The organism is Entomomonas asaccharolytica (genome assembly GCF_016653615.1).
Classification (GTDB): Bacteria; Pseudomonadota; Gammaproteobacteria; order Pseudomonadales; family Pseudomonadaceae; genus Entomomonas; species Entomomonas asaccharolytica.
Map to the genome: position 1 here is coordinate 3,159,203 of NZ_CP067393.1, position 26,800 is coordinate 3,186,002.

Genomic DNA, 26,800 nt, shown 5'->3' on the forward strand with positions numbered 1-26,800 from the left:
TATAATCACGTGTGCGTTAATACGGTTTGTATCGTTTCAGTGAAATCAATCAACGCACGATTTAAATCTAATGTATGGTTATGAATATCACGTCCAGCCATAATAACCTTTAACGATTTTAATAATCTTGCCGCTTGTTCTACATTTGTGTTGTTTGTATGAAATGCTTTTAATAAATCAATAACTGCATGATTATTTAAGTTTATATATAACTTTGCTGTCTCTGTTGCACTAATCTTTGCTGTAAATTGGCGGGCTAAACGCAATGCAGCTTGCGATATTTTTTTATCTGCTTCATCTTCTTCTAGGCGTTTTTTTAATTCAGCCTCTCTATCAGCCACCACCACTAAAGGCAATTCAGCAGGGGAAAAGCGAGCAGCCACTACAGCCTCACCATCAGCTAACTGTTCCGTTAACCATTGTTTTTCATCTGCCGCTAATTCAGCCAAAGAAAATAAATGCTGATTGCCTTGCTCAGTACCTAACTCTATTAATTTACATCCCATTGTGGCTGCATAACGACGTAAAAAAGGCACTACTGCATAACGATCACCTAACGCTACAGGCACTTGTAACGCTCGAAATAATGTATCCTCAAAACCGCCACTATTACTCAACATAACATGAATAGCATTATTAGAACGTAATTCTTGAACAGTTAAATCACCTTGTGAACTTGGAATACGGATAGTATTCATTAGTAATTGAAATAAACGATCATCGCACAATGAAGCACCTAATAAAGCTTCATTATGACGTTTTAAGATACGACGCCACACTTCTGATTGTTTACTGGCAACATCAGCAAGCCCATTAATTAATGCTTCACTTAATGCATATTGCACAGCATGATAATTTTCATCTTTTTGTAAGTCTTCTCGACTAGCCGTAGGTATTAAACGATTCGATTCAATAACACCACCAATAAAACCTGCCCATGAAGGTAATAAATCACGAGCATCATCATCTAACAACATACCACGCAAGAAAATGGAAAGATTACGGTTATCACTGGTACCATAGGTAGCTCCATCCTGTACCCATAACATACCAATAGCATCACTCTGCTCAGTTGGAGTGACAGGGAAGGTACAAATAGGCTCAAAATTTTGCTCAAATCTAGCAGCAAAACTCAATCTTTTGCGCATCTCTTGTAACGGATGTACAACTATCTCACTATCATGTTTACGCCAAGGTGGTGGTTCAGGGTTTATCGGTTCTTTCGCTTCATTAATATAAATAGGCTCATGCAGTAGCACACAATAACGGCCTAAAATATGATTAAGGGATTCTTGGGTGCTTAAAAATAAAAACTCATCTTTTAATTCTAGTATGATCTCCGTTCCTACTATAGCCCTGGGTTCAACAGCAGTGACCGTATATTGTTCAGCATTTGTTGAACGATAACACCAACCTTGCTCAGGCTGTTGATAAGAAGTAGTAATTAAAGTTACTTGCTTAGCTAAAACAAAGGCTGATAGAAAGCCTAAGCCAAACATTCCAATTAAGCCTGTTTCATCATCTTGCTGTCGAAGTTTGCGGGTATAACCAACGCCTACTGTGGCTAGAAAGGTATGGATCTCATACTCAGTTAGACCAGCACCCGTATCAATAATGCGAACTTGTTTGTTATGGCGATCACCGATCACTGTAATACGTCCTTTATCTTGCCAATCAGGTTGCTCGATACGACGCCTTACTAGTGAATCGTGACCATTTTGCACTAACTCTCTGAGTGCCACCATCGGTGTTGAATATAAATGCTTACTTAATACCTGCATTAAACCATTAAGATCTACACCAGCCACGCAGATTTTTGAATCCACTGAACTATCACTAATTTGTTGATTACTCATAAATTTTACACACAGTAATTATTATTTAATGGTGCTATTAATTTCTGTTTTCGTCACAACATTTAAACCTTTCAGCAAAGACAATGCCTGACTTAATTGATAATCTTTATTTTGTAACTGTTCGGTGTTGGTTTGAATACTACTTGAAGGAATATCATTTTTAGCATTATTTAAATGATTTTGTAAATCTGCTTCTCTGACTTCAAAATTTGCTTTATTTTGTGAAACAGTAGCTTGTGCCACAATAATATCAGGCACAATACCTTGTGCTTGGATAGAACGTCCTTTCGGCGTGTAATACAAAGCAGTGGTTAATTTTAGAGCTTCTTTTTTATTAATCGGCAATACCGTTTGCACAGAACCTTTACCAAAACTTGTAGTGCCCATAATCACTGCTCGTTTTAAGTCTTGTAATGCGCCAGCTACAACCTCAGCAGCCGAAGCACTACCATTATTAATTAATACCACTAAAGGGACTCCTTTACTGGGATCACCTGCATTTGAATAAAAGCGTAATTCTGTATTAGGCAAGCGCCCCTTGGTATAAACTACTAACTCTTTATCAACAAATTGATCTACCGTATCAATTGAAGCCTGTAATACCCCACCAGGATTATTTCTTAAGTCGAGTACAATACCTTTTAAATTGGCATTATTTTGTTTAGCTAATTGCGTTAAGGCTGTTTTAACTTCTTTGCCTGTATTATTTTGAAACTGCGCAATACGGATATAACCATAATCCTTTTCTAACAACTGCGTCTTAACACTTTTAAACTGTACTTTGGCACGGGTTATGGTGACAGTAAAAGGTTTACCTTGTCCTCTTACAATTATTAAGTTTATTTTTTCGCCTATTTTACCCTGCATCTTTTCTGATGCATCAGTTAGTGACAAATCTTTAGTGGGTGTATCATTAATCCTTAGAATAATATCACCTGCCTTGATACCTGCTTTAGCTGCAGGTGAATCGTCAATAGGCGTAACAATCTTGATAAAACCTTCACTTTGTTCTATCTCAATGCCTAAACCACCAAATTGACCTGATGTCACTTCTTCCAAACTACTATACATCTTGGCATCTAAATAAGCAGAATGAGGATCTAAATTACTTACCATGCCCTTTATGGCATTATCCATTAATGTCTTATCATCAATAGGCTCAACATAGGATGATTTAATACGCTCAAATACTTCAACAAAAGTACGTAGTTCATCTAAAGGTAAAGTACCTTGCGTAGTAAGTGATTTCTCAGGAGTTGTTTGCCCATATGCAGTCTGTCCTAATAAAGAACATACAAGTGATATAATCACTAATGGCATAAAACGTTGTTTCACTGGCATAAGCCACTCCTAAGTACTAAAAAAATTAAATTCTATTACTGACACCACAAAACTGGGTTTACTGCTTGACCTTGCTGCCTGATGGAAAAATACAAAGCAACAGTATCGATACCACCACTATTGCCTGCTGTTGCTATAGCGTCCCCTGTTTTAACAACATCCCCTACTTTTTTTAATAATGTCTGGTTATGCCCATAAAGACTATAATAGCCTTGCCCATGGTCTATAATAGTTAGCCAACCTGTACCTCTTAACCAATCTGAATAAACAACTCGTCCTTCATGAACTGCTTTTACACTGGCCCCACGAGAGGCAGAAATTAATACGCCATCCCATTTAGTACGGTCATCATCACCACGGGCTGAACCATAATTGGCAATAATTTTGCCACTGACTGGCCATGATAATTTGCCTTTAGCTTGAGCAAAATTACCTACAAACCCTGTGCTAATATTGGATACAACTGTTTTTCCTTGGCTTGTATTGGTGGTAGTGGTTGTTACTGATTGCTGCGCTTCACGCTCTCTTGCCTGACGTGCTAATGTTGCATCAATAGTACGAAGTACTTTATTTAATTCGATTTGATCCCTTTCACGTTGTACTATACGATCATTATTTTCTTTAATTTGTTTATTGAGACTCGCTAATACAGCTTGGCGTTTTTTTCTTACTTCTGCTAGTTGGTTGCGTTGTTCCTGTAAAGCTGTATTTTGAGTATTTAATTGTTGCTGATAATGCTCCATTTCCTCAGTAATTTCTTTTAACTGCTTAACGGTTTCTTGAAATTCCGTTAGCTGCATCAATCGCGCTTGGCTTAAATAATCATAATAAACCAATGTTCTTGATACTTTATCTGGCTCTTGTTGATTTAATAATAATTTTAAGTATTCTTGACGACCACTTTCATAAGTGGCTTTTGCCTGACTGGCAAAAATACGCTCTTGTTCTTGACGTTTTTGCTCTGCTTTTTGTTGTTCTTCTGCTAACCAAGTGAGTTTAGTCTCTGTTTCTGTCTGCTCTTTCTTAAGTTCTGCAATTTTCTTCTGCAAATTAGCTATTTCTGTTTCAGTGGCACGCAACTGTTTAAGGGATGTACTTTGTTGTACTCTTAATTTACCTAACGCTTTTTCTAGCTCAGCCACTTCCTGTTTGGCCATTTCAATTTGGTGTAAAGTATCTCTACGCTCATCAGCCATCATTGGCTGAGCAACAAATAAAGAGATTAAAAGAGCCCAATAAAAACGCTGCATATTAACTAAATACACCCTTAAAAAAGGTTATTTTAACAGTTAGTTAGCAGTGACTAAAGCCATAAACCGTCGATTCAGTCACCATTCTATATTACAAATTAAAACTTAATCAAAAATGACCAAACTCTGCCCTGTCATTTCTTTAGGAATAGCCAATCCCATTAGCGTTAACATGGTAGGCGCCACATCTGCCAAGACACCTCCTTGTCTAATATGCAATTTACGTTTACCCACATAAATAAAAGGCACGTGTTCGCAAGTGTGTGCTGTATGTGCTTGCCCTGTGTCATCGTCTTGCATTTTTTCTACATTACCATGGTCAGCGGTAATCAATGCCTCACCACCTACTTCATTCAGTGCATTAACTATACGACCTAAACAGTGATCCAATGTTTCTACTGCTTTTACAGCGGCATCAAATACACCAGTATGCCCTACCATATCACCGTTGGCATAATTAACCACAATAACGTCATAACGTTTTTGCTCTATCGCTTCAACAATATTATTGGTTACCTCATGGGCACTCATTTCTGGCTGTAGATCATAAGTAGACACCTTAGGAGAAGGAATTAGAATTCGCTCTTCACCCTCATAAGGCTCCTCACGTCCACCTGAGAAGAAAAAGGTAACATGGGCATACTTTTCAGTTTCAGCAATACGCAATTGGGTTTTACCTTGTTTGGCTAAATACTCACCCAATACATTATCTAAACTGCTTGGTGGAAAAGCACAATCTGTTTCAATAGTAGCTGCATATTGAGTCAACATTACAAAACCAGCTAATGAGGGTACACGCTCTCGTTTAAAACCTGCAAAATCCTTTTCTACAAAAGCACGGGTTAACTCACGGGCACGATCTGCGCGGAAATTCATAAAGATCACAGCATCGCCATCATGTACAGGCGCAACATCACCTATACGAGTAGCTTTTACAAATTCATCACTTTCACCACGCTCATAAGCGGCCTGCAACGCTGAAATAGCATCTTTTGCGATAAAATCAGCTTTATGATCGACCACTAACTCATAAGCAGCTTGTACACGCTCCCAACGATTGTCTCTGTCCATCGCATAATAGCGACCAATCATCGTGGCAAGACGTCCCTTACCTAATTTAGCAAACTGTTGATTAAGTTTATTAAGTGAATCCTCAGCACTTTTTGGTGGGGTATCACGGCCATCTAAGAAAGCATGTACATAAATCTGATTTGCACCTTGTTTAGCAGCCATTTCTACCATAGCTAGAATATGATCTTCATGACTATGTACACCGCCTGGAGAAAGTAGCCCCATGATGTGTACTGCTTTATGCTGTTTAATCGCTTTGTCTAATACATTACAAAGAGCCGTATTTTTGAAAAAATCACCTTCATGAATAGCTTTACTAACACGGGTTAGGTCTTGGTAAACAACGCGACCAGCGCCAAGGTTCATATGTCCAACTTCTGAGTTACCCATTTGCCCATCTGGCAAACCTACATCCATACCAGAACCAGAAATAAGGCCATGGGGGTAGTTTTTTAATAGATTATTATAATTAGGGGTATTGGCCGCTAAAATAGCATTATATTTAACCTCTTCGCGATGGCCAAAACCATCTAAAATCACCAAAACTAAGGGAGAAGCAGAATTAGACATAAATAAATTCTCTAATTAAAACACCATAAAAAAGGGTTATAGTTTAACCTAAGACTATTGCCAATATAGCATAATCCTTAATAGATATTGTAAATAGCTGTTATAAAACCGCTGCATATAATATTACTTTATAATTTTTATTTGCAGTTCATTGGAAATAATGATTAAGTAAGCTTAATAGATTACTTTATGCAGAGTAAAATAATGGCAAATATGGATACTCAACAGATACTAAACTTTCTAAGAACTCGTCGTTCTGCGGCAACACCTACTTTAACAGCTCCAGGACCAACACCAGAAGAGCTAACAGATATTCTTAATATCGGTCTACGCACACCCGATCATGGCAAAATAGAGCCTTGGCGTCTATTAGTTGTAGAGGGTGATGCCAGAAAAGTTTTAGGCGCACAATTAGCACAAAACTTTGCTCTTGAGAAAAACACATTAACTGACAAGCAACAAGAAAAACTAACTCAAATTGTTACCCATACAATAACCGATGTTCCTCTTATTATTTACGTAATTAGTTGTATTGATAAAAACTCCCATATACCTGAGCTTGAGCAATTACTTTCAGCAGGTGCAGTATGTATGAATATTTTATGGGCTGTTAATGCTTATGGTTATGGTGCCAATTGGATTAGTGGTTGGCTGGCCTATAGTGAGCATACTAAGAAAACGATTGGTATCAAAGAAAATGAAGAAGTCGCAGGGGTTATTTTTATTGGTAGTACCGATAAAGTAAATCCTGAACGAAAACGCCCCGATTTAAAAGAAAAAGTTAGCTATTGGTCTGCGACTGAATAATTACTTTTAAATACAGTACTACTGGCAAAATACGCTATACTATACGGTAGTAGAAATTTTGTAATAGATAAATGAGTTATGGCTAAAAAGAAGAAAGTATCCCCTGGCAATATTGCTCAAAACAAAAAAGCATTTCATGATTATTTTATTGAAGAACGTTTTGAAGCAGGGCTTGCCTTAACAGGTTGGGAAGTAAAAAGCTTAAGGGCTGGCAAAGCACAGCTTACGGATAGCTATGTGCTATTAAAAGATGGGGAAGCATGGTTACTAGGTAGCCATATTATGCCATTACAAACCATTAGCACCCATGTTGTGGCTGATCCTGATCGTACTCGAAAATTGCTCCTTCATAAACGTGAGCTAAGTAAGCTATATGGTGCGGTACAACAAAAAGGCTATGCCTGCGTAGCACTATCACTGTACTGGAAAAAACACCTTGTTAAATGTGAAATTGCACTGGTGAAAGGGAAAAAAGATTACGATAAGCGTCACACTGAAAAAGAAAAAGACGCTAACCGTGAAATTCAAAGAGCTTTCCGTAAAGAACAACGTTAAAAAATTATCTATAGACCAATAAAATAATAGTAGGAGATGCAAATGTTCAAGCAAGTTGATGCCTATGCAGGTGATCCCATTTTTTCTCTAGTTGAACAGTTTTATCAAGATACCAAGCAAGAGAAAGTGAACCTTAGCATTGGTCTTTATTACAACGAACAAGGCCAAGTTCCACAGCTTCCTTCTGTAAAACAAGCATTAACTATTATTCAACCTGAACAATTAAAAAAACCAACCCTTTATTTACCAATGGAAGGTTTAGCCGAATATCGCTTAGCAGTTTTACCCCTGTTATTTGGTAATGACCACCCTTGTCTAAAGGAAAACAGAATAGCTATTGCCCAAACATTAGGCGGCTCTGGCGCATTAAAAGTTGGGGCTGATTTTTTAAAAAAATACCACCCTACAGCAACGGTATGGGTCAGTGATCCGACATGGGAGAACCATAAAGATATTTTTGCTGGCGCTGGTTTCAAAGTAAACACCTATCCATACTTTGATAATAAAACTTTGAGTGTTAATTTTGAAGAAATGGTAACTTGTATTAAACAAGCAGCAGCCAATGATATTATTTTGCTACACCCATGTTGCCATAACCCTACTGGTGCTGATTTAACCAACCAACAATGGGACACTTTAATTCCTATATTACAAGAACGCCAACTGATTCCTTTCCTAGATATCGCTTACCAAGGTTTTGCAGAGGGTTTGAATGAAGATGCTTATGCTATTCGAGCTATGGCTAAAGCTGGACTTTCTTTGTTGGTTTCCAACTCTTTTTCTAAAATCTTTTCGCTGTATGGCGAACGTGTTGGTGCATTAAGTGTAGTATGCAAAGACCAAGAAACAGCAGAGCGTGTGTTAGGACAACTGAAAGCAACGGTACGTCGTAATTATTCTAGCCCACCCTGTTTAGGCGCTACCATTGTTGCTCACGTATTAAATGATGAACAGTTAAGTAATACTTGGCGTATGGATTTACAACAAATGCGTTTACGTATTCTAAATATGCGTAAATTGCTTGTAGAAAAATTACAGCAGTACAATATTACTGATACTGAACATTTTATTAAACAACGTGGCATGTTCAGTTATACAGGCTTTTCCAAAGAGCAAGCGGTTAGTCTACGTAAAGATCATGGTGTTTATATTCTTGATAGTGGGCGGATGTGTATGTCTGGCTTAACTGAAAATAATATTGATTATGTAGCGAAGGCTTTTGCAGCTGTCAGTTAATTTTAATAAAACCAATCCAAAAAAATTGCTCCTTATATCATCAAATATAAAGGAGCAATTTTTGCTTAAGTACTATTAATTAACGTCTAATTTTCTTTGCTTCAATATCTATTTTCTTTGGTGTTGTTGTTTGAATTGCAGCCTCTTTAGCCTCTGCACTCTGCTGAGATTGATTACTTACTTCCTGCCAACCACCACCTAATGCTTTATACAGATTAACTTCACTGGTCAATTGCGCTAAACGTACATTAATTAAGTTTTGTTGTGAGCTAAATAGCTGACGCTGTGCATCCAACAAGGTAATATAGTTATCAATCCCTGCCTGATAACGTTGATCCGCTAAATCATAATAGGTCTGGTTAGCTTCAACAAAATTACTTTGAGAGATCACTTGCTCTCTATAAGTTTCACGATCTGCTAGACCATCAGCAACTTCTCTAAAAGCTGTTTGAATGGTCTTCTCATAGTTCGCTACATTAATATCCTTTTGTATTTCAGCATAATCTAAATTACCTTTTAAACGACCTGCTGTAAAAATAGGTAAATTAATTGTGGGCTGGAACAACCAAGTGCCTTGACCATTACTAAATAAATTAGAGAAGTTAGCACTCATTGTGCCCACATTACTGGTTAAAGAAATACTTGGGAAAAATGCTGCACGAGCCGCACCAATATTTGCATTAGCCGCCATCAACTGGTGTTCGGCAGAAATAATATCGGGTCGATTTTGCATTAAGTCAGAAGGAAGACCCGCAGGTATTTCTTTAACATATTGCAGTTTAAAACTATTATCTTTCATGTTCTTAATATTATCTGGTAAATCACTACCTAATAATAATGTTAATAGATTTAAATCTTGCGCAACCTGACGTTTATAGGTGGCTAAATTAACTTTAGCTCCCTCAACCGCGGTTCGTGCTTGTGCTAAATCTAAACTTGAAGAAACACCTACATCATTACTACGCTTAACAAGATCATAATTATATTCGTAGTTTTGTAATGTTTCCTCTGTTAACCTGAGTAATGCTCTATCAGCCTGCAACGTTAACCATGCATTAGCAACACTCGCTATTAAACTAATTTGGGTATTACGTTGTGCTTCTTGTGTGGCTAAGTATTGTTGTAATGCCGCTTCATTTAAGCTACGAATACGCCCAAAGAAGTCCAACTCATAAGAAGTAATCCCTAAGGTTACACCCCAAGTACTATTAACTCTAGACTGTCCTGTTCCAGATAAATCTCCTGGTAAATGCTGACGAGTACCTGTGCCTGTAGCATTAATATTTGGATAAAGCTCAGACCGTTGAATACGATACTGTGCTTCATAGGCAGCTACATTTAAAGCAGCTACACGTAAATCTCGATTATTTGCTAAGGACATTTCTATGAGTGACTGTAATTCTTTATCACTAAAAAACTCACGCCAACCTAAATCAACATATGCCCCTTGCTGACCTTTGGGATAAGCTTCGCCAGTTGGCCATGCATTAGTTACTGGTAAATTAGGCCGTTGATAATCAGGCATTAAGGTACAACCTGTTAAGGTAACCGTCATAACCATAATTGATAATAATGACTTTCTCATTCGTATTAATCCTTCAAATGTTCATGTCTAAGCTGTTCTTTTTCTTTGTTTGTTTTAATCCTAAACAATGAACTGACTAGCACATAAAATAATGGAATCCAGAAAATAGCTAAGGTCGTTGCTGATAACATACCACCCACAACACCTGTACCAATAGAATGCGCACTACCAGCACCTGCTCCACTTGTAATTGCCAGTGGCACAACACCTAAAATAAAGGCTAATGACGTCATTACAATAGGACGTATCCGCATACGACATGCCTCTAATGCTGCATCCACTAAATTTTTACCATTTTCATGGAAAGCCTGCGCAAACTCAACAATTAAAATAGCATTTTTCGAGACAAGTCCTATGGTTGTTAATAACCCCACCTTAAAGAATACATCATTGGTTAATCCTCTTAACTCCGTAGCAACAACTACACCTAAAATACCCAGTGGTGCTACTAAAATAACCGCAAACGGAATAGCCCAGCTTTCATAAAGAGCAGCTAAACAAAGGAATACAACCACACCAGCTAATGCATATAAGGCAAGCTCTTGCGCACCAGCCAATTTTTCTTCATAAGATAAACCTGTCCAAGAAAAACCAACACCTTTTTCAGACAATTGACCAACTAAACGTTCCATTTCATTCATGGCATCACCAGAACTATAACCTTCGGCTGGCTCACCTATAATTTCTACAGCTGGCACACCATTGTAACGTTCTAATTTAGGAGAACCTTTTATCCATTCACCTCTAACCAAATTAGCTAAAGGCACCATTTCTCCCTGATTATTACGAACATACCATTTTTTGAAGTCTTCAGGTGTCATCCGAGCATCAGCACTAGCTTGCACATATACTTTTTTGACACGTCCACGATCAATAAAATCATTAATATAACTACTACCCCAAGCTATAGATAATGTTTGATAAATATCAGACAACGCTATGCCATAGACGCTAGCCTGCTCTTCATCAATATATATTTTATACTGTGGTTCATCATCCATACCGTTAGGACGCACAGTAGCTGGGTTTAATATTTTACTTTTTCGTGCTAAGCCTAATAACTCATTACGTGCTTCCATCAAAGCTTCATGTCCAATACCACCTTGGTCTTGCAGGAACATATCAACACCACCAGAGTTACCTAACTCCATAACCGCAGGAGGAACAACAGCAAATACTTGGCCACCTAAAAATCTTTCGTCAGTAAAGAAAATTCTCATAAGACGACCTGATATTGCCTGAACACTTTGATCCGCACCTGAACGTTGATCCCAATCTTTTAGCATGACGAACGCAATAGCAGAACTTTGACCACGACCAGCAAAGCTAAAGCCCGTTACTGTAAATACTGAATCAACATTGTTTGCTTCTGTTTTTAAAATAGTTTCACGCATTTCATCCACTATTTTCTGTGTTTCCTCTGCAGGTGTACCCGCTGGCGTTTGTACCATTGCAAACAGGACTTTCTGATCTTCTTGAGGCAACATTTCTGTAGGTATTGCTCTAAACATAAAGACAATAACTACACACACACCTGCATAAAGCAACACAAACAACACTCTATTTTTTAATACTTTAGCAACCCCAGCCACATAAAGTTTAACTGACTTTTCAAAGGTTCTATTAAACCAACCAAAAAAGCCTTTTTTGTGCTCTCCATGCGCATCACCTTCTTTTGGAGGGCTAAGCATAGTTGCACAAAGGGCAGGTGTTAAAATTAATGCAACTAATACTGAGAGTACCATTGCGGAAACGATAGTGATAGAAAACTGCCGATAAATAATACCTGTTGCCCCACCCAGAAACGCCATAGGAACGAACACGGCTGAAAGCACCATTGCGATACCAACTAGCGCACCTTGAATTTCATCCATGGACTTTTTGGCAGCTTCTTTTGGCGGTAGTTTTTCTTCCTGCATTACCCGCTCAACGTTTTCTACCACAACGATAGCATCATCCACCAACAAGCCAATGGCTAATACCATCGCAAACATGGTTAAGGTATTAATCGAGAAACCAAAGGCTGCCAGCACTCCAAAAGTACCTAGTAATACAACAGGTACAGCAATGGTAGGTATCAGCGTTGCTCGGAAGTTCTGTAAGAATAAGAACATCACAAGGAATACGAGGACGATGGCTTCAAATAAAGTGTGTACCACCATGGTAATAGAAGCAGATATTACTGGCGTACTATCATAGGGATAAACAACTTTTACACCATCAGGGAAGAAAGGCTCTAACTCGGCAACAGTTGCGCGTACAGCCTTTGCAGTGTTTAGTGCATTTGCTCCTGTTGCTAACTTAAGCGCTATACCAGAGGCAGGATTGCCATTATACAAAGCTGTAACAGCATAGCTCTCACCCCCTAAGTTGATATCATCTGTTACATCTTTTAGGCGAACTTGTGAACCATCAGATTGCACTTTTAAGAGTATATTGCCAAATTCTTCTGGCGTTTGCAGTCTTGTTTTACTAACAATGGTTGCATTAAGTTGGGTACCTTGCAAGGCAGGCAAACCACCCAATTGCCCAGAGGAAACCTGAATATTTTGTGCTTTAATCGCATTACTAACATCAATAGGTGTTAATTTATAGTTATTTAATTTAGATGGATTTAACCAAATACGCATCGAATATTGCGCACCAAACACTTGGAAATCACCCACACCTTGGGTACGGGCAATACTATCTTGCATATTGGATACAATGTAGTTACTAAGGTCATAGTTGGTCATTGTTCCATTGGTTGACACTAAACCTACTACCATTAAAAAGTTAACGGTTGATTTAACAACACGGATACCTTGTTGTTGCACTTCCATTGGTAATAATGGTGTGGCTAATTGCAACTTATTTTGAACTTGTACTTGGGCAATATCTGGATCTGTACCTTGCTCAAAAGTAACCGTAATGGTCATACTACCATCAGAGTTACTCTGTGATGACATGTAACGCAGATTATCAATACCATTCATTTGTTGCTCAATAACCTGTACAACGGTATCTTGAACAGTTTCTGCTGAAGCACCAGGATATACAACAGAAACACCAATAGCAGGTGCTGAAATACTTGGGTATTGGTTCACAGGCATACTAACAAGTGATAAACCACCTGCCAGCATAATGACCAAGGCAATTACCCATGCAAAAATTGGGCGGTCAATAAAAAACTTAGACATAAATTATTTTCCTGAATTACCTGTGTTTTGCTCATTACCCATTGAGTCAGAGTTATCATTTTGTTTACTATCAGCCTGCCCTTGCTCAATGGGCTGAACTTTAGTACCTGGCTGAATTTTTTGTAAGCCTTTAACAATAATTCTGTCGTTTTCTTCTAAGCCTTTATTAACCAACCATTGGTTATAATTAGCTACTCGTGAAACATCTAATACACGTTGTTCCACATTATTTTCCTTATTTACTACCATTGCCACTGCTTCCCCCTTTACGTTACGAGTAACGCCCAATTGAGGTACAAGAATAGCTTGTTGGCGAACACCTTCTTTTAAACGAGCATGAACAAACATGCCAGGCAATAATTTATTATCTGGGTTTTTAAAGATTGCTCGCAGTGTGACACTACCTGTGGATTCGTTAACAGATACTTCAGAAAACTCTAACTCACCTTCATGCTCATAAATAGTGCCATCTTCTAAAATCAATACTGTTTTAGCAGCATTCTCACCCACTTTTTCTAATTGGCCCTTCGCTAATTCTTCGCGTAATTGCAGAATATCCTTAGAAGGCTGAGTAATATCTACATAAATAGGATCTAGTTGATTGATGGTAGCCAACGGATTCGCCTGCCCAGTGGTAACCAATGCACCTTCTGTAACTAAGGAGCGACTTATGCGTCCCGAAATGGGTGCCAACACTTTGGTATAGCGTAATCTTACTTGTGCTGTTTGCAAACTTGATTGCGCTTGTAATAAGGCGGCTTTAGCATCATCATATTGTTGTTGACTAACAGCCTTTGAAGAAACTAGTGACTTATAACGTTTTTCTAATGCTTGTGCAGACGCAGAGTTAGCCTGAGCACTTTTTACATCTGCTTCATAAATAGCTGGATCAATTTGATACAGTTGATCCCCCTCTTTAACCTCTCCACCTTCTTTAAAGAGACGCTTAAGAATAATACCTTCCACTTGCGGCCTGACTTCTGCCACACGATAAGCCGAAGTACGACCAGGCAAATCTCTTGTTAATGTATATGGCTGAGTCTTAATAGTAACAACTTCAACTTTTTGTGGTGGCTGCTCTTGTTGTTGTTCATTACCTTTACCACAACCTGTTAATAGCAATGTAGATAATGATAACGCCGAAATCCATATAGAAAGAGTTGGTTTTAGTTGCATAGAGAAAACCTCAGCCACAGAAGAGGACTAAAAAACAGAATTTGAAAACAAAAACAATAAAATGTTTGCTAACTTTACTTACATTCAGCAGTGTTTGTAAATAACTTCTTTTAATAATTCTCTGTTATTTTGCTAAAGAATATTTCAAATAGTTTCAAACACTAGTTAGAATAATAAATACAAAACATACAACAGTAGTTGATTCTACATTGTCTTATAGGAAGTTTACGCTCATTATAAACAATATTGTTTAAAAGCTTAATAGAATAACACTATTGTCTTAATAGATTTAGGAATTTTTACAAACTTGCTCAAACACCATTACAAAAAGTGGTACACTTAATTATAAAATGGCACTTCCTTAACAGAGCTATCTCATGAAATATATCTTAATGTTTGGTTGTATATTATTCGTTGCTGCTTGTTCACCACAGTCAACCAAACCCTCTACAGAAGATACTCAACTACTAGCAGAACAGTCTAATAACACCGATATGACTGTTATAACGTATCAACAAGGTGACAATACTATCGAAGAGCGTCGTATAAAAGGTTTTATTTATTCCGTTAAAGTTACTCCTAAACTTGGTAAACCTTATTATCTGGTTAATGCAGATGGAGATAACAACACTTTAAAAAATAGCCGCCCTCAAGAAAAAATCCCCTCATGGACATTATTTAGTTGGTAGAAAAATGACAAGGTTCCCTTATTTACTAATATTTTTTTTACTACTGCTCCATTTAGGAGGTTGTAGTTATTTAACAAGGGATAACAATTCCTCCAAAAACTTAAATATTGATCCAATTAATTGGCAACAACAACAAGCTGATTGCACAGCTTCAGCTCAAGCTGATAAATCTTGTCCTAGTTTCAAACTTTCCAGTATTTTCTTTAAAAAGATACCAGTCCTAAATAAATTAATTGAAACCCGTCTTTTAGATTTAATGAATGCTCCAGATAATATTACTTTACATGATTATTTAACTAATTTCTTAGCTAAAGCTAACAAAGGTGATCATTTAATAATTACGGTTGATTTATTAGAAGAAAGCAGTGTATTTATCGTATTAGAGCTTTCTGTTCAAACAACACACGCCACTAACCAATATAATCCTAAAAAATTTACCATTATTAATTTTGACAAGCAAAAACAACAGGATATTACACTAGCCAATGCGCTACATCCTGATAAGACACAAACTTTCTGGTCTGTTGCACAAATCTCGTATAATCAATGGCTTGAAGCTAACCAACTGCTCAATAATAAAATGTTTCAAGAAGATTGGCCATTCGTTGAAACCACACATATTGCGTTATTGTCTAAACAGGCAATACTTAAATACGATGCTAATACCTTAGCTCCATATGCCATGGGTGAACCTCAATTGTTTATTTCTTATGAGCGATTAAGAGATATTATCAAACCCATCTATACACCGCGCTAAATTAACTAATTTACTTAAGGTTTAAACTGTGACTCAAACAAATCCTCTGTTAACTAATTTTGATTTACCACCTTACTCAGCCATTAAAGCGGAACATATTGAGTCTGCTATTGATAGTGTCTTAGAAAATAATAGAAAGGCCATTAAAAAGTTACTAGAAAACCCAGCTACTGAATTAACTTGGGAAAATACCGTTTTATTATTGGATGAAATTGGCGAAAAACTAAGCCATGCTTGGAGTCCTATCAGTCATCTTAATGCGGTAATGAATAGCGCTGAACTACGCAACGCTTATGAAGCTTGCCTTCCTAAACTCTCAGAATACTCCACAGAAATGGGGCAAAATAAGCAGTTATTTGAACGTTATCAAGCGTTAAGTAATAGTCCTGTAGCTAAACAATTTTCCACCTCACAACAAACTATTTTAAAACATACCTTAAGAGACTTTCATTTATCAGGGATTGATCTACCTGATGATAAACAAAAGCGTTACGGTGAAATTCAAACAAAATTATCAGAACTTAGCAGTAAATTTTCTAATCAACTGTTAGATGCAACTCAGGCATGGACTAAACATATCTCTGACGAGCAAGAACTAGCAGGTATTCCTGCTTCAGCTAAATCACAAATGGCACAAGCAGCACAAGCTAAGAACTTAACAGGTTGGCTAATTACCTTAGAATTTCCTTGCTACTATGCCGTTATCAGTTATGCTGATGATAGAAAACTTCGTGAGGAGATTTATCAAGCCTATTGCACCCGTGCCTCTGATCAAGGACCTGTCGCAAATAAATTTGATAATGGTCCAATCATGCAAGAAATCTTAGCATTAAGATATGAACTAGCCGAACTACTTGGCTTTGCTAATTATGCAGAGCTGTCTCTAGCTGATAAAATGGCTGAGAACCCTCAGCAAGTACTAAACTTCCTAAATGATTTAGCTCAGCGCAGTAAGCCTTTTGCTGAGCAAGACTTAAAAGAATTACGTAATTATGTGGCGGAGCAAGGTATTACAGACATGCAAAGCTGGGATGTTAGCTACTATAGTGAAAAACTAAGAGAAGATCGCTATAGCATTTCTGATGAAACATTACGGGTTTATTTTCCCATTGATAAAGTATTAACAGGTTTATTTAAACTAGTAGAAACACTTTACAACATCCAAATTTCAGAATTACACAATTTTGACACATGGCACCCTGATGTAAGGTTATTCGAAATCAAAGAACAAGGCAAAACCATTGGTCGCTTTTACTTTGATTTATATGCGCGCTCTAATAAAAGAGGGGGAGCGTGGATGGATGGCGCCCGTGATCGTTATCAAAACAGCCAAGGACAGATGATTACACCTGTTGCCAATTTAGTTTGTAATTTTATGCCTGCTAGCGAAGGCAAACCAGCGCTATTGACACATGATGAAGTCACAACGTTATTTCATGAGTTTGGCCATGGTTTACATCATATGTTAACCCGCGTGGAACACTTAGGCGCTTCTGGTATTAATGGTGTCGCTTGGGATGCTGTTGAGCTACCTAGTCAATTTATGGAAAACTGGTGCTGGCAAGAAGAAGGATTGGCGCTTATCTCTGGTCATTATGAAACAGCCGAACCTTTACCTAAAGACCTACTAGACAAAATGCTAGCAGCTAAAAACTTCCAAGCTGGCTTAATGATGATACGCCAGCTAGAGTTTTCTCTATTTGATTTTGAGTTGCACACTTTTTATGGTGATAAAACTGTTGAACAAGTATTAAATGATGTTCGTGAGCGAGTTGCTGTATCAAAACCACCTGCTTACAATCGTTTTGCTAATAGTTTTGCACATATTTTTGCAGGCGGTTATGCCGCTGGATATTACAGCTATAAATGGGCAGAAGTACTATCCGCAGATGCATTTTCTCGCTTTGAAGAAGAGGGTATACTGAACCCAGAAACAGGCCGCTTATTCCGTGAAACAATTTTAGCTAAAGGTGGCTCTCAAGAGCCTATAGAGTTATTTATTGAATTTCGAGGTCGTGAACCAAGTATAGAGCCTTTATTGCGTCACTCTGGTTTTATAGAAGAGATTGCCTGATGAAAACACCTAAACGTTTTATTGCAGGGGCTGTTTGCCCCTCTTGCAAAGAAATGGATAAGTTAATGATGTGGTCAGAAAATAATGTACCCCATAGAGAGTGCATGGCTTGTGGTTTTATGGATACATTAGATGAGCAAGGGCTAAGTGTACCTTCTGAGCCCGCAACACGTATTGCTCAACCTATGCCTATACCGCAAGAGTCAAAACCTATTCGCTTTTTTCCCAATCCTAAGCTAACCAAGAAGTCACACTAGCCATCAGCAAGGAGGCATCAATGGGATTTTTTTCAAAACTGTTTAGCAAGACAAGTTCACAAGCAAAGCTAACTAAAAAAAAGCTTACAGAAGACCTTGTGGAACAACTTAAACAGTATATTCCTGAAATTAAAGCGACTATTAGCCATGCTGATGAGCCTGACAATATAAGTGTCAGTATTGAACGTCCTGAGGGCGACCCCATTATCTTTTATCCTGATAACCTATATTATGCCTATCTACAAGGTAATGAAGACTTCACTGCCTATAAAAATAATATTATTCAAAATATCTGTGATATATTCCATGCAGTTGATGAAGAGCCGATTTTGCTTCCTACTATTAAACCTATTAGTTGGCTTGATGAAGTCTATCGAGCCATTTATCAGGCTAACCCTAATGCCAAAGAAGATCCTTTAGTTTATCTTCCTCTGGCAGGAGATTTAATTATTGTTTTTGCTTTAGACATGTCTACCCGTATGTCCTATCTGTACCATAGCCAACTAGCAGATTATTCAGCAGATAATGATCTACAAGCCCTTTATCTACAAGCCTTAGAAAATTTCAAAACAAAGCTTGATCATATAGAAATATATAGCTCAGATATTGGTTACACCCTTACGCTGGATGGCAATTACGACGCCAGCTTAGTCTTAACGCTTGAGCAGCTACTACCAAGCCTAGAGCTAAAAGGTGAACCCATTATTGCTATAATTGCTCGAAATCAGTTGATTATTGCTGATAGCTACAACTCCCAACAAGTCTCTATGCTTAATCATTACGCTAAACAACAAATGCAAGAGGCCCCTTACGCACTCTCTGCCGAGTTATTTTGTCTAAAAGATAATAAGCTTAGCCTATATAACTCACTGCAATAAAATATAAATGATCTCTTTAATTCTAAAATGTATTATGGGCGTAATTGCCGTACTGCTAATCGCCCTTTTATCCAAATCTAAAAGTTTTTATATTGCAGGCTTAATTCCCTTATTTCCAACATTTGCATTAATTGCACATTATATTGTTGGAACAGAAAGATCACTAAATGATTTACGAGCCACTGCATTATTTGGTATATTCTCCCTGATTCCATATGCTATTTACCTACTAGCTGTATATTGGTTAAGCATAAAAACAACATTAGCTATAACACTTATTACAGCTACACTTTTGTGGCTAATCGCTGCCATTATTTTGTTATGTTTTTGGCAATATTTTCATTAGTTGAGATTAACCGGCATTAATTTCTAACTGATGTATTAAAAGTTAAAGAACTATTGCTAAAGGATTATTATATGTTGTGGCACATTTGTATCATTATTACAGCGCTTGTGATCTATACAGTTTTACTTTATGGCTCTAATATATATGGTTCAAGTCGTTCGTCATCTTTATCTCCAACACCAAGAAAATTACTCTACAGTTTATCTTTTACAGTATATGGAAGTGGCTGGATATACCTAGGTATTACTGAAAGTGGCAATAAGCATTTATGGGATTTTCTCCCCTTATTTATCGGACCCATTTTTATATTCGTTTTTTTTCATCGTGTGCTGGTTAAAATACTCGTTATTAGTCAGCAAGAGAATGTAACCTCTGTTCCAGACTTTATTGCCAAACGTTATGGTAATTGTAAACCATTAGCAATCATTGTTGCTATGCTCTGCCTCGTAGCCTTTATTCCTTATATTACCTTACAACTTAAAGCAACTATTACCATCATTTACGTTTTTTTTGAACAAAGCACTAATTATTCTTTTAGCACCCAAAACTATTTAGTTTTAATCATCTTACTGATTTTTGCCTTTCTCATTATTACTATTGCAGGTAAACAAGGAAATATTATTGAGGGACAATATAAAAGTTTACTATTTACTTCTACTGTGGGTGCCCTATTAAAAATACTTGCTTTTATTAGTGTTGCTATTCTTGCGTGTTATTTACTGGCTTCAGGTATTAATAATACGGGACAACCATTTGATCTTGAGCTATTTAAACAAGTTTTCCAAACACATAAATTAAATCCTACAGAGCTTGTACTACAAACAATGATTATTATGATGGCCATTGTTTGTATCACCTACCTATTTCAAACGGGCGTTACCAAAGCCCAAAAGCCTAAAGATTTAGATTCAGCACGTTGGATCTTTTCACTTTATTTGCTCATTATGGCTCTATGCGTAATTCCTATCATTATGGCAGGTTTTCTACTCCATGATAAAGTTGGTGAACAGTACTGGCTTATTACCATACCCATCTACGGCTCATCAAACTTACTAATCCTGCTCGTTTTATTAGGTGGCTTTTCTGCAACAGTTGGCTCAACCATTATTTGCTGTTTTTCTTTATCAAGAATAATTTCTAATCGTGTATTTTTAAATAGCCAATCATCTTTATCTAACTTTTCCGTCCAGCAATTACAAAGATTTCGTTGGATGTGCAGTATTCTTATTCTAGCTCTGGCAACAGCTTGTTATCTTTGCCTTTCCCCTAATAATAGTTTAAGTGATATAGGTTGGATTTCTTTCGCTGGTATTGTGCAATTATCGCCAGCCATGGTAGGGGCACTGTATTGGAAAGCAGCTAACAAGCAAGGTGTACTTGCTGGCCTTATAACAGGTACTGCTATCTGGTGTTATACCCTGATGTTACCCTTATTGTTACAACAGGATATCAGTAATTTCACCATCAATAGTTTATTAGCATGGTTACAATATCTTTTACCCATTAAGTTATCCTATATTACTTTCTGTACAGTACTTGCCTTATTAGTTAATTTTACCCTCTTTGTTTTCTTCTCTCTTATCTCTAAAAAACGAGTAACCGAGCATTGGCAAGCCACTAAATTTATCAATCAAAATATTAATATTGATGACAGTACCCTAGTAGTAAAACTTGAAGATTTAATTGCGCTTACTGCTCGTTTTATTGGTGAACGAAACACCTTAGAACTATTTGAAAGCTTTGCTGAAAAACAGCAATTATCGTTTGATTTAGCGAGCAATGCTGATCCTGAATGGATCTATTACACAGAACATGTATTAGCAGAAAGGCTAGGCAGCTCTACAGCTAGAGCAATGGTTAAATCAGCCATTGAAGGCCATGAAATGCAAATGGAAGATGTTTTACTGATTGTAGATGAAGCATCTGAAGTATTACGTTTTAATCGCTCATTATTACAAGGTGCTTTAGAACACATTACACAGGGCATTAGTGTTATTGATAAATCACTGCATCTTGTAGCATGGAATCAGCGTTATATAGATTTATTTGAGTATCCTGAAGGACTTATCCAAATAGGTAGACCTATTGGAGATATCATTTACTACAATGCTAAACGGGGTATGTGCGGTACTAATAATCCTGAAGAAGCTGTTGTTACACGTTTAAAATGGTTATCTTTTGGTACCCCACACAAATCAGAGCGTGTCTTTCCAAATGGTAGGGTTATTGAAATAATTGGCAATCCTATGCCTGGTGGTGGATTTGTAACCAGTTTTACAGATATTACCGCTTATCGCCAAGCCGAACGTACCTTACAAGAAATTAACGAACACCTAGAACAACGTGTAAATAAACGTACTAAAGAATTATCTAAATTAAATACTGCGTTAATTAAAGCAAAAAGTAATGCTGAACAAGCTAATGAATCTAAAACGCGCTTCCTAGCTGCTGTAAGTCATGACTTAATGCAACCTTTAAATGCTGCTAGATTGTTTGCTTCTTCGTTAACACAAGAACATCTACCAGCCACTGCTAAAGAGTTAATCCATCATTTAGAATCATCCCTACATTCTGCAGAAGAATTAATCTCTGATCTATTGGATATTTCTCGCCTAGAAAGTGGTCGTATTACGCCAAAAAATGAAACCATCGCATTAAATGACCTGTTTAAGACACTTAATACAGAATTATCTGCTTTAGCTCCAGAAGATATCACTTTTAAAGTACATCCTTGTAGTCTCTTTATAAGAAGCGATAGTAAATTATTGAGACGTATTATACAAAACTTCTTAACCAATGCTTTCCGTTATGGAGAGGGTAGAGTTGTTTTAGGTGCTAAACGTGTTAAGGGTCATGTTCGAATTGAAGTATGGGATCAAGGTAAAGGCATCCCTGAAGATAAGCAAAAAATTATCTTTGAAGAGTTTAAACGATTAGATAGCCATCAAACGCGAGCAGAAAAAGGACTTGGTTTAGGTCTTGCTATTGCCGATGGCTTTTGCAAACTCCTTGATCATCCAATTACTGTTCGTTCATGGCTAGATAAAGGGACTGTTTTTAGTGTCACTGTGCCTATTGAAGAAACGCCAATAGTGCTTGATACAGCACAAATTGATGAAATCTTGGCACCTGTAGCTAACACCCCAAAACCTTCAGCTGTTACAGTATTATGTGTAGACAATGAAGATACGATTTTAACAGGCATGAAAACCCTACTAACCCGTTGGGATTGCATAGTAAAAACTGCTCGCAATCAACAAGAATGCTATGAAATATTAGCTGAAGGTTTCAAACCTCAACTATTATTAGTTGACTACCATTTAGATCATGGGCACATAGGCACAGAACTAATAAAATGGCTACGGGAACAATTAAATGATCCTAAACTACCCGCTATTATTATTAGTGCAGATAATTCACAAGAACTTGCTGAAGAGTTACAAAAGGCAGGATTGGATTTCATTAAAAAGCCGATTAAACCAGCACAATTAAGAGCACTGATCAGCCTCCATGTAACCTTAAAATAATAAAATGTACAATAATAAAAAAGGCATGTATAAAACATGCCTTTTTATTTATAAATTGCTACATTATGGCTTAGGAAATGCCAAACGTCTTACATTGGCAATGTTCTCAACAATACGGATAACTTGCGAGCTATAACCGAACTCATTGTCATACCATACATAAAGAACAGCATGATTATCGGTACAAATTGTGGCTGCAGCATCAACAATACCTGCATGACGAGAACCCACAAAATCACTAGAAACGACTTCAGTCGAATCAATAAAATCTATTTGTCTATGTAGTTTTGAATGTAAAGCAACATCCCTTAAGAAATCATTTAATTCTTCTCTAGTTGTTGATTTACCAAGATTTAAATTAAGAATAGCCAATGATACATTAGGCGTTGGTACACGAATAGCATTACCAGTTAACTTACCAGCTAACTCAGGCAGTGCTTTAGCAGCAGCTGTTGCTGCACCAGTTTCGGTAATTACCATATTTAATGGCGCACTACGCCCACGACGGCTTCCTTTATGGAAATTATCAATTAAGTTTTGATCGTTAGTGTAGGAATGTACCGTTTCAACATGGCCATTCTCAATACCAAACTTATCATTAATAACTTTTAACACAGGTACGATTGCATTGGTTGTACAAGATGCCGCTGACAGAATCTTGTCTTCTTTAGTAATTAAGTTATCATTAACACCATAGACGATATTTTTTAATTTACCTTTACCAGGTGCTGTCAGAATTACACGAGAGACACCTTTACATTGTAAATGTTGGCTTAAACCTTCTTCATCACGCCATTTACCCGTATTATCAATCACAATCGCATTATTAATACCATATTGCGTATAATCCACTGTGCTTGGATCACTTGAATAAATCACCTGAATTAGGTTACCGTTTATTGATAAGGTATTATTTTCTTCATTTACTAATACCGTACCTTTGAAGGCACCGTGTACTGAATCACGACGTAGTAAATTAGCGCGCTTTTCTAAATCATCATCTGAGCCTTTACGTACCACAATGGCACGTAATCTCACACCATCACCACTGCCTGTTCTTTCAATCATGATACGCGCAAGCAAGCGACCAATACGACCAAAACCGTAAAGTACTACATCTGTACCACAATCCGTTTGCTTATCTGCTGGTTTATCTATGATATCAGCTAACTCTTTACGTAAGAATTGTTCTGGCGATAATGATTGTTCTTCACGGTATTTAACAGCTAATCGGCCAAGGTCAATAGAAGCAGAGCCCAAATTAAGCTCAGTCATAACCTTTAATAAAGGATAGGTTTCTTTTACAGATAGCTCTGCTTCCTTGCCAAAACGATAATGGGTAGCTGCATGGGTTTGTAAAATAGAGACAACAGACTGATTGATTAAGCTAAAACCATAAATTGAAGTAACAACATGATTATTACGATACAGTTGACCAACTAACGGGATCATTGTTTCAGCTAAGGCTTCACGATCCGTCCAATCAGTAAGACATTGTTGTGATGTTTGAGACACTAGGCACCTTCCATTTGTTGATTAGAGGATAAATGGTTACCATATTATGCCAAAAATAAGGCCATTCCATCAATGAAAAGCAATGGCCTTTACTAGGAAATTTAAATAATCCAGATAATCCAAACCACCAAGGCTAGTAATAGCCACTGTTCTAGATAATAACGGAAACGGTTTCTTTTCTTTAATTCTTTACCACGTTCACGAACCTTATAGAGAACTCCAAAGGCTTTATTAATAACCCCTAATTTATCACCTTCTTCATTGGGCGAGGCAGCAGCACCCACAATATTTTTGCCTACCCATCGATTGAACTTAGTCGCCCATTTATATTTTAAAGGTCGTTCCATATCACAGAAGAAAATTAAGCGGCGATGATCTGTCATATTTTCAGCATAATGAATATAGGTTTCATCAAAGATAACACCTTCACCATCACGCCATGAGTAACGCTCACCATCTACTTCGATAAAGCATTTATCGTCATTGGGCGTATCAAGCCCTAGGTGATAACGTAAAGAACCAGCGTATGGATCACGATGGGTTACTAAACGAGCGCCAGGCGGTAACTCTGTAAACATGGCTGCTTTAACCGTAGGTATATCTTTTACCAATGCAGTAGTATACGGACATAACTCCATCGCAGAAGGATGGCTATCACCATACCATTTTAAATAAAAACGTTTCCAGCCTTTACGAAAGAAAGAATTAAAGCCAGCATCATCAAGCTTATCAGAACCTTTTACTTTACCCGCCTCTAATAAACGCTCACCTTCCTCTTTAATTTTCTGCCAATTTTCTTCAAAAACCTTTAATTCAGGATAAATATCTGTTGAATAATAGGGCTGACTGGGCAATTTAGACGTTAAATAAATAATAGAATTTAGTGGTGCTAAAAAAGTTGAATGATCTTTTATTTGTCGCGACCACTTATGACGAACACGACCACGATAATGAACAAATAGAACGCTAGCTATTAACAATCCTACGATGATTATTTTCAATTGTTGTACCCACCTACTACTTTAATCAAAATATAATAAGCTACTTCTATAGTACTTTAAATAAAGCATTATACTAATAGCGAATAAACTGTCCTCTGACTTTCTCAAATAGAACAACAAACAACTGTTAGATAATATGTGACTCTTTTGCTAATGCATTAAAAACAACCAGCTGTTTAGAAAAATCACCATATTGCTCTTTATCAGCATAATAATTGGCTTGGTGATCGGCTACATACTTAGCTATCTCAATGAGTTGTGGATAAATTTCTTGTACATCCATAGGGCTGATATGTAGTTTATTTTCTAATAGCGTAAACAAGCCTGCCGCCGCGCGAGCCCGATCTTCTGTCTGTAAGCCAGGTAGTTTCTCTGCTTGTAATACATAATCAGCAAAAATACAGGCATAATAATGAAAAACCTTTGGCGGCATAAAATGCAATCCATCTACACAACGCCCCACAGACTCCACAAAAACTGACTTTAAACTTTCAGCATCTTTTCCTGCATATAAGTCATACGCTTCTTGACAGTCCACTTCTGTTTGATAATCAGCCCAATCAGCTTCTGTTGGTATGGTAGTGTTAGTCACTATGACATCCTCAATCAATTAAATTATTACAAAACACGATATTAATTAAAATTCATTACTTATTTACAGGCGTAAATCAATGATAAAAACTAAACATCTAATAAAAAAGTCACTGGACCATTATTTATCAAATGAATTTGCATATTAGCACCAAAACAGCCCGTTGCAACAGGTGTATGTTGCTGTTGAGCTCGTACTAATAAATAATTAAATAATTCCTCACCTAAAATAGGAGAAGCAGCTGTAGAAAAACTAGGTCGTAATCCACTTTTAGTATCTGCCGCTAGCGTAAATTGCGATACCAACAACAAGCCACCCTTAATATCCACTAACGAACAGTTCATCTTATCATTTTCATCAGCAAAGATACGATAGTTTAATAACTTATGTAGCAACTTATCAGCTTTTGCTGGTGTATCATCTGGTTCAATTCCTACTAATGCAAGAATACCGATGCCAATTTCACCTATTATGTCATTTTCCACTGCCACACTGGCTTCAGTTACTCGTTGAATTAAAGCCTTCACTCACATATCCC

At 37.2% G+C, this 26,800-nt stretch carries 21 protein-coding genes; 10 read left to right on the top strand and 11 right to left on the bottom strand.

Features of this window, described 5'->3' with window-relative positions; all coding sequences use genetic code 11:
• Positions 1 to 5: 5 nt before the first annotated feature.
• From JHT90_RS14820 to gpmI, 4 genes are all read right to left on the bottom strand, one after another.
• Positions 6 to 1,856: an ATP-binding protein gene (locus tag JHT90_RS14820; RefSeq protein WP_201092417.1), complete on the bottom strand. Its 1,851-nt coding sequence runs from the start codon at positions 1,854 to 1,856 to the stop codon at positions 6 to 8.
• A 21-nt stretch (positions 1,857 to 1,877) separates the two neighbouring features.
• Complete coding sequence (locus tag JHT90_RS14825; protein WP_201092418.1) at positions 1,878 to 3,197, bottom strand: S41 family peptidase; 1,320 nt, start codon at positions 3,195 to 3,197, stop codon at positions 1,878 to 1,880.
• A 35-nt stretch (positions 3,198 to 3,232) separates the two neighbouring features.
• A complete protein-coding gene (locus JHT90_RS14830) occupies positions 3,233 to 4,447 on the bottom strand; it encodes a murein hydrolase activator EnvC family protein (RefSeq protein WP_201092419.1) in 1,215 nt (404 codons plus the stop codon).
• Between the two features lie 105 nt (positions 4,448 to 4,552).
• Positions 4,553 to 6,088 (bottom strand): 2,3-bisphosphoglycerate-independent phosphoglycerate mutase, encoded by a 1,536-nt coding sequence (gene gpmI, locus JHT90_RS14835; protein WP_201092420.1) that lies wholly within the window; start codon positions 6,086 to 6,088, stop codon positions 4,553 to 4,555.
• Between the two features lie 189 nt (positions 6,089 to 6,277).
• On the opposite strand from gpmI, the gene JHT90_RS14840 reads away from it, so the two are divergent.
• The 3 genes from JHT90_RS14840 to JHT90_RS14850 all read left to right on the top strand — a co-directional run bounded on the left by JHT90_RS14840 (position 6,278) and on the right by JHT90_RS14850 (position 8,686).
• A complete protein-coding gene (locus JHT90_RS14840) occupies positions 6,278 to 6,895 on the top strand; it encodes a nitroreductase family protein (protein ID WP_201092421.1) in 618 nt (205 codons plus the stop codon).
• 78 nt (positions 6,896 to 6,973) lie between these two features.
• Positions 6,974 to 7,450, top strand: a complete 477-nt coding sequence (smpB, locus tag JHT90_RS14845; RefSeq protein ID WP_201092425.1) for an SsrA-binding protein SmpB — start codon at positions 6,974 to 6,976, stop codon at positions 7,448 to 7,450.
• 42 nt (positions 7,451 to 7,492) lie between these two features.
• Positions 7,493 to 8,686, top strand: a complete 1,194-nt coding sequence (locus JHT90_RS14850; RefSeq protein ID WP_201092427.1) for an amino acid aminotransferase — start codon at positions 7,493 to 7,495, stop codon at positions 8,684 to 8,686.
• Positions 8,687 to 8,765: 79 nt separating this feature from the next.
• Here JHT90_RS14850 and adeC read toward each other — a convergent pair whose 3' ends face one another.
• Genes adeC through JHT90_RS14865 form a run of 3 tightly spaced genes read right to left on the bottom strand, consistent with a single transcriptional unit; the run spans position 8,766 to position 14,626 of the window.
• Positions 8,766 to 10,271 carry an AdeC/AdeK/OprM family multidrug efflux complex outer membrane factor gene (gene adeC / locus JHT90_RS14855; protein ID WP_201092429.1) on the bottom strand — a complete coding sequence of 502 codons (1,506 nt, stop codon included), beginning with the start codon at positions 10,269 to 10,271 and terminating at the stop codon, positions 8,766 to 8,768.
• A gap of 5 nt (positions 10,272 to 10,276) precedes the next feature.
• Complete coding sequence (locus tag JHT90_RS14860; RefSeq protein ID WP_201092430.1) at positions 10,277 to 13,450, bottom strand: efflux RND transporter permease subunit; 3,174 nt, start codon at positions 13,448 to 13,450, stop codon at positions 10,277 to 10,279.
• Between the two features lie 3 nt (positions 13,451 to 13,453).
• Positions 13,454 to 14,626, bottom strand: a complete 1,173-nt coding sequence (locus JHT90_RS14865; protein ID WP_201092432.1) for an efflux RND transporter periplasmic adaptor subunit — start codon at positions 14,624 to 14,626, stop codon at positions 13,454 to 13,456.
• 377 nt (positions 14,627 to 15,003) lie between these two features.
• Here JHT90_RS14865 and JHT90_RS14870 point away from each other — a divergent pair, with 377 nt between their 5' ends.
• From JHT90_RS14870 to JHT90_RS14900, 7 genes are all read left to right on the top strand, one after another.
• Complete coding sequence (locus JHT90_RS14870) at positions 15,004 to 15,315, top strand: DUF2782 domain-containing protein (RefSeq protein WP_236253984.1); 312 nt, start codon at positions 15,004 to 15,006, stop codon at positions 15,313 to 15,315.
• A gap of 4 nt (positions 15,316 to 15,319) precedes the next feature.
• Positions 15,320 to 16,072, top strand: coding sequence for a DUF3298 domain-containing protein (locus tag JHT90_RS14875; RefSeq protein WP_201092434.1), 753 nt, complete (start codon positions 15,320 to 15,322; stop codon positions 16,070 to 16,072).
• 28 nt (positions 16,073 to 16,100) lie between these two features.
• A complete protein-coding gene (gene prlC / locus JHT90_RS14880; protein WP_201092435.1) occupies positions 16,101 to 18,146 on the top strand; it encodes an oligopeptidase A in 2,046 nt (681 codons plus the stop codon).
• Positions 18,146 to 18,403: a YheV family putative zinc ribbon protein gene (locus tag JHT90_RS14885; protein WP_201092436.1), complete on the top strand. Its 258-nt coding sequence runs from the start codon at positions 18,146 to 18,148 to the stop codon at positions 18,401 to 18,403. Before prlC ends, JHT90_RS14885 begins: the two co-directional genes overlap by 1 nt.
• 20 nt (positions 18,404 to 18,423) lie before the next feature.
• Positions 18,424 to 19,281, top strand: a complete 858-nt coding sequence (locus JHT90_RS14890; RefSeq protein WP_201092437.1) for a hypothetical protein — start codon at positions 18,424 to 18,426, stop codon at positions 19,279 to 19,281.
• A 10-nt stretch (positions 19,282 to 19,291) separates the two neighbouring features.
• Entirely contained in the window at positions 19,292 to 19,627 is a 336-nt protein-coding gene (locus tag JHT90_RS14895) for a GlpM family protein (RefSeq protein ID WP_379971669.1), read from the top strand.
• A gap of 71 nt (positions 19,628 to 19,698) precedes the next feature.
• Complete coding sequence (locus JHT90_RS14900) at positions 19,699 to 23,154, top strand: hybrid sensor histidine kinase/response regulator (protein WP_201092443.1); 3,456 nt, start codon at positions 19,699 to 19,701, stop codon at positions 23,152 to 23,154.
• Between the two features lie 63 nt (positions 23,155 to 23,217).
• Here JHT90_RS14900 and JHT90_RS14905 read toward each other — a convergent pair whose 3' ends face one another.
• The 4 genes from JHT90_RS14905 to dtd form a co-directional block, all read right to left on the bottom strand.
• Complete coding sequence (locus JHT90_RS14905; RefSeq protein ID WP_201092445.1) at positions 23,218 to 24,669, bottom strand: glyceraldehyde-3-phosphate dehydrogenase; 1,452 nt, start codon at positions 24,667 to 24,669, stop codon at positions 23,218 to 23,220.
• A 101-nt stretch (positions 24,670 to 24,770) separates the two neighbouring features.
• Positions 24,771 to 25,670, bottom strand: a complete 900-nt coding sequence (lpxO, locus tag JHT90_RS14910) for a lipid A hydroxylase LpxO (protein WP_201092450.1) — start codon at positions 25,668 to 25,670, stop codon at positions 24,771 to 24,773.
• A 127-nt stretch (positions 25,671 to 25,797) separates the two neighbouring features.
• On the bottom strand, positions 25,798 to 26,262 hold the full coding sequence (locus JHT90_RS14915) for a hypothetical protein (RefSeq protein ID WP_201092452.1): 465 nt from the start codon (positions 26,260 to 26,262) through the stop codon (positions 25,798 to 25,800).
• Between the two features lie 89 nt (positions 26,263 to 26,351).
• The gene (gene dtd, locus JHT90_RS14920) at positions 26,352 to 26,789 is read right to left on the bottom strand and encodes a D-aminoacyl-tRNA deacylase (RefSeq protein WP_201092454.1); all 438 of its coding nucleotides are present in this window, start codon (positions 26,787 to 26,789) and stop codon (positions 26,352 to 26,354) included.
• Positions 26,790 to 26,800: the final 11 nt, after the last annotated feature.

Bases quoted from the DNA above. Each gene is read 5' to 3' on its own strand.
- JHT90_RS14820 (WP_201092417.1), bottom strand. From the start codon at position 1,856: ATGAGTAATCAACAAATTAGTGATAGTTCAGTGGATTCAAAAATCTGC.
- JHT90_RS14825 (WP_201092418.1), bottom strand. From the start codon at position 3,197: ATGCCAGTGAAACAACGTTTTATGCCATTAGTGATTATATCACTTGTA.
- JHT90_RS14830 (WP_201092419.1), bottom strand. From the start codon at position 4,447: ATGCAGCGTTTTTATTGGGCTCTTTTAATCTCTTTATTTGTTGCTCAG.
- gpmI (WP_201092420.1), bottom strand. From the start codon at position 6,088: ATGTCTAATTCTGCTTCTCCCTTAGTTTTGGTGATTTTAGATGGTTTT.
- JHT90_RS14840 (WP_201092421.1), top strand. From the start codon at position 6,278: ATGCAGAGTAAAATAATGGCAAATATGGATACTCAACAGATACTAAAC.
- smpB (WP_201092425.1), top strand. From the start codon at position 6,974: ATGGCTAAAAAGAAGAAAGTATCCCCTGGCAATATTGCTCAAAACAAA.
- JHT90_RS14850 (WP_201092427.1), top strand. From the start codon at position 7,493: ATGTTCAAGCAAGTTGATGCCTATGCAGGTGATCCCATTTTTTCTCTA.
- adeC (WP_201092429.1), bottom strand. From the start codon at position 10,271: ATGAGAAAGTCATTATTATCAATTATGGTTATGACGGTTACCTTAACA.
- JHT90_RS14860 (WP_201092430.1), bottom strand. From the start codon at position 13,450: ATGTCTAAGTTTTTTATTGACCGCCCAATTTTTGCATGGGTAATTGCC.
- JHT90_RS14865 (WP_201092432.1), bottom strand. From the start codon at position 14,626: ATGCAACTAAAACCAACTCTTTCTATATGGATTTCGGCGTTATCATTA.
- JHT90_RS14870 (WP_236253984.1), top strand. From the start codon at position 15,004: ATGAAATATATCTTAATGTTTGGTTGTATATTATTCGTTGCTGCTTGT.
- JHT90_RS14875 (WP_201092434.1), top strand. From the start codon at position 15,320: ATGACAAGGTTCCCTTATTTACTAATATTTTTTTTACTACTGCTCCAT.
- JHT90_RS14885 (WP_201092436.1), top strand. From the start codon at position 18,146: ATGAAAACACCTAAACGTTTTATTGCAGGGGCTGTTTGCCCCTCTTGC.
- JHT90_RS14890 (WP_201092437.1), top strand. From the start codon at position 18,424: ATGGGATTTTTTTCAAAACTGTTTAGCAAGACAAGTTCACAAGCAAAG.
- JHT90_RS14900 (WP_201092443.1), top strand. From the start codon at position 19,699: ATGTTGTGGCACATTTGTATCATTATTACAGCGCTTGTGATCTATACA.